The following is a 4,114-nucleotide window of genomic DNA, read 5'->3' as shown; positions in this document are numbered from 1 at the left end:
GGGAACGGCGTGATCCAGAAATATCGCGGCCGCGCCCTGCTGGTGGCGACCGGCAGTTGCGCCATCAACTGCCGCTACTGTTTCCGCCGCCACTTCCCTTACGCCGAGGAAACCGCCGCACGCGACGGCTGGCGCGAAGCCGTGGACGTGATCCGCCGCGACGACAGCATCGAGGAAGTGCTGCTGTCGGGTGGCGACCCGCTGTCCCTGTCGGACGCGAAGCTCGCCGAGCTGACGGACGCCCTGGCCGGCATTCCGCACCTGCGCCGGCTGCGCCTGCACAGCCGCCTGCCGGTCGTGCTGCCCGAGCGCATCGACGAGGGCCTGCTGGCCTGGCTGGGCCGCCTGCCCTGGCCGGTGACGCTGGTGATCCATGCCAACCACGCCAACGAGTTCGACGGTGCGGTTGACGCCGCGCTGCGCCGCCTGCGCGATGCCGGCGTTCACCTGCTCAACCAGGCGGTGCTGCTGCGGGGGGTGAACGACGACGTCGACGCGCTGGCCGCCCTGAGCGAACGCGGCTTCGCCGCGGGGGTGCTGCCGTATTACCTGCACCAGTTGGACCGGGTGGCCGGCGCCGCCCACTTCGAAGTCGACGACGTGCGCGCGAAGGCGCTGCATGCGGACCTGGCCGCCCGCCTGTCCGGCTACCTGGTGCCGAGGCTGGTGCGGGAAATTGCCGGGGACACGGGCAAGCGACCGCTGTGAGGCGCCCTCGCCGGGCCGTGTTCGCATCTGCGACGGCTGCATTGGACTCACCTGCCGCGTTCAGGTATTAAACGCGCACCCCTCGCGGACACGCTGCATGCAGATCGGCAAAGACACCACGCTACGACTGACCCTGGTGGACGACAGCGCGGAGGACGCGGAAGCCATCGTCTCCACGCTGCGCAACGGCGGTATCGCCGTGCGCCCGCTGCGACCGCTGGACGCCGGCGAACTGGGGCAGATGGTGGCCGGCCAGCCGATGGACCTGCTGTTGGCGTCCCGCAGTGCCAAGGGCATTCCCCTGGCGACCGTGCTGGCCCAGGTCGACGCCAGCGGCAAGGACATCCCCGTGATCGTGCTGGCCGATGCGATCAGCGAAGCCGACCTGCTCGCCGACCAGGCGGCCGGCGCACGCGCCATCGCCTTGCGGGGGCGTGCGGAGCATGTGCTGACGGTACTGCGCCGCGAGTGGGCCGACCTGGATGCGCGGCGCTCGCAGCGCCGGCTGGAAAGCCAGATGCGCGAAACCGAGCGCCGGTGCGATGCACTGATCTCGTCCTCGCGCGACCCCATCGCCTATATCCACGAGGGCATGCACATTCGTGCCAACGACGCCTACCTGGAGATGTTCGGCTTCGAATCGTTCGAGGATGTGGAAGGCCTGTCGCTGCTTGATCTGGTCGGTCCGCAGTACGTCAACGATTTCAAGGCGCTGCTGAAGAAGCTCAGCAAGGGCGAACCGCCTCCGCCGCGCTTCGAACTGGAAGCCCGCAGCATCGACGGCGACAGCTTTCCCGCCACGCTGGAGTTCGCCACCGCGACCTACGAGGGCGAGGCCTGCGTGCAGGTGATCTTCCGCCGCCGCGAGGAGTTCGACCCCGAGCTGGCGCGCGAAGTCGAAGACCTGCGGCAGCGCGACATGGTCACCGGCCTGCTCAACCGCCCCACTTTCCTGCGCGAGCTGGAGAACGCCGTGGCTCAGGTGGCGCGCGGCGAAGACCAGTACGCCCTGCTGCTGCTCGAGCCCGACCACTACCAGCGACTGCTGTCCGAGATCGGCATCGACTCGGCCGATGCCCTGGCCGCCGCGCTGGCGGCGCGCCTGTCCGAGAAACTCGACGAGGGTACCCTCGCCGCCCGCTTCGGCGAGCGCACGTTCGCAGTCCTGCTGCGCGGCAACCATGCGCAGACCGCGGCGCTGGCGGAAAGACTGCGGGCGTCCTATGCCTCGCACGTCTTCAACGTGGGCGAACGCTCGGCGTCGGTGACGGCCAGCATCGGCGGCGTGCAGATCGGCGAGAAGATCGCCAGCGTCGGTCCGGTGCTGACCCGCGCCACGGATTGCCTGCAGACCGCCACCAACCTGGGCGGCAACCGCATCGAGATCTTCGACCCCGGCGCCGTCGACCGGGCCGAGGAAGAGCGTGTCCAGAACTGGATCCAGCGCCTGCGCGAAGCCCTGCAGGACGGCAGTTTCCGCCTGCACTACCAGCCGGTGGTCAGCCTGCAGGGCGAACCCGGCGAGGTATACGAGGCATTGCTGCGGCTGGAATCCAACGGCGAGGTCGTGCTGCCGCAGTCCTTCATCGGCATCGCCGAAGAAAACGGCCTGCTCGATGCGATCGACCGCTGGGTGGTCAACCGCGCCATCGAAGTCCTGGCCGAACGCAAGCGCGCCGGCCATGACACGCGCCTGGTGGTGAAGGTCAGCCCGGCCTCGTTCGCCGACAACCGCCTGCTCGACCTGATCGCCAGGCAACTCGCCGCGCACGATGTACCCGGCGACCGCCTGTGGCTGCAGACCCCGGAGGCCAAGGTGTTCACGCACCTGCGCCAGGCCCAGGCCTTCCAGTCCGCGGCGGCCAAGCTGGGCTGCCAGGTCGGCCTGGAACATTTCGGTGCGGGCCTGGATTCGTTCCAGTTGCTGTCGCACTTCCAGCCGACCTTCCTCAAGATCGACCGCGTCTTCAGCGAAGACTTGGGCAAGAACACCGAGCACCAGCAGAAGATCCGCGAGATCGCTGAACGCGCGCAGGCGCTGGGGATACTGACGGTAGCCGAGCATGTGCAGGACGCAGCGACCATGGCGTTCCTGTTCACCGCCAGCCTGGACTACGTGGAAGGCAACTTCCTGGCGGCGCCCGGTCCGGCAATGAATTATGACTTCAGCTGATCGGTCGGCTACCCGTGCACCGCAATCGAAAAACCCGCCTTCCGGCGGGTTTTTCTTTACGTGCGGGCCGGCCGGTATCAGGCCACGGTCGCCTGTTGCGCGCGCAGCGCGGCGATGCGGTCTTCCAGCGGCGGGTGGCTGAGGAACAGCTTCTTCATGCCCTGGCCGATGCCGCCGGCAATGCCGAAGGCCTCCACCTGCGCGGGCAGCGTACTCGGGCGCTGCTGCTGCGACAGGCGTTCCAGTGCGGCGATCATCTTCTGGCGGCCTGCCAGCGTCGCACCGCCATGGTCGGCGCGGAATTCTCGGCGACGCGAGAACCACATGGCGATCATCGTGGCGAACAGGCCGAACACGACTTCCAGCGCCATCACGATGATGTAGTAGCCGAATCCGCGGCCGCCACCCTCGCGATTGCCGGAGAGGAAGCTGTCGACGATGCCGCCCACCACGCGCGCCAGCACGATGACGAACGTGTTCAGAACGCCCTGCAGCAGCGCCATGGTCACCATGTCGCCGTTGGCGACGTGGGCGACTTCATGGCCCAGCACCGCTTCCGCCTCGTCCTGGTTCATCTGTCGCAGCAGGCCCGTGGACACGGCTACCAGCGCATTGTTTCGGTTGGCGCCGGTAGCGAACGCATTGATCTCGGGGGCGTCGTAGACCGCGACCTCGGGCATGCCGATGCCGGCCGCCTGGGCCTGGCGCTGCACCGTGGCCACCAGCCAGCGCTCGGTATCGTTGCGAGGCTGTTCGATCACCTGCGCACCGGTGGCGCGCTTGGCCATCCATTTCGAGGTCAGCAGGGAAATCAGCGAACCGCCGAAACCGAACACGGCGGCGAACACCAGCAGGCCGCCCATCTGGTTCGGGTTCACGCCGAAGAGGGACATGACGATACCCGCGAGCACCAGGACGGCGAAATTGGTGGCGAGGAACAAGGCAACACGCGTGAACACGGTTCGGATCTCCCAGGGTCGTGCAAAAGTGAACGCGGACGCCGCAGAATTGCGGCTGCGGCGTCATGAATTCAAGCGACTTCCTGACTGCCGGTTCAGCTTGCCCTTGCTTCCGACGAATGACCGAGAACGATCCCTCCCTCCGCTATCGCGGCCGCTTCGCGCCATCGCCCACCGGCCGCCTGCATTTCGGCTCGCTGGTCGCGGCCCTGGGCAGTTGGCTCATCGCCCGGCATCACGACGGCGAGTGGCTGGTGCGCGTGGAGGACCTCGA

At 67.7% G+C, this 4,114-nt stretch carries 4 protein-coding genes; 3 read left to right on the top strand and 1 reads right to left on the bottom strand.

The genetic code is table 11. The features are described from left to right. Together AC04L7_RS13620 and AC04L7_RS13615 are read left to right on the top strand one after the other, a co-directional pair. On the top strand, positions 1–708 hold a 708-nt coding region (locus AC04L7_RS13620), incomplete at its 5' end, for a KamA family radical SAM protein (RefSeq protein WP_475513204.1). A gap of 97 nt (positions 709–805) precedes the next feature. Next, a complete protein-coding gene (locus AC04L7_RS13615; RefSeq protein WP_296280219.1) occupies positions 806–2,881 on the top strand; it encodes an EAL domain-containing response regulator in 2,076 nt (691 codons plus the stop codon). A gap of 77 nt (positions 2,882–2,958) precedes the next feature. Here AC04L7_RS13615 and htpX read toward each other — a convergent pair whose 3' ends face one another. Further along, positions 2,959–3,840, bottom strand: coding sequence for a protease HtpX (gene htpX, locus AC04L7_RS13610; protein ID WP_299342029.1), 882 nt, complete (start codon positions 3,838–3,840; stop codon positions 2,959–2,961). A gap of 119 nt (positions 3,841–3,959) precedes the next feature. Between htpX and AC04L7_RS13605 the strand changes: the two genes are divergently transcribed. Continuing rightward, a partial coding sequence (locus AC04L7_RS13605) for a glutamate--tRNA ligase family protein (RefSeq protein ID WP_475513205.1) occupies positions 3,960–4,114 on the top strand: 155 nt, incomplete at its 3' end.

This window comes from Pseudoxanthomonas sp. LjRoot204_2, from assembly GCF_056175765.1.
This window is presented reverse-complemented; position numbering and strand designations above follow the sequence as displayed.

What these genes read in the sequence shown, in the direction of transcription:
- AC04L7_RS13615 (WP_296280219.1), top strand. Translation starts at nt 806, where the DNA reads ATGCAGATCGGCAAAGACACCACGCTACGACTGACCCTGGTGGACGAC.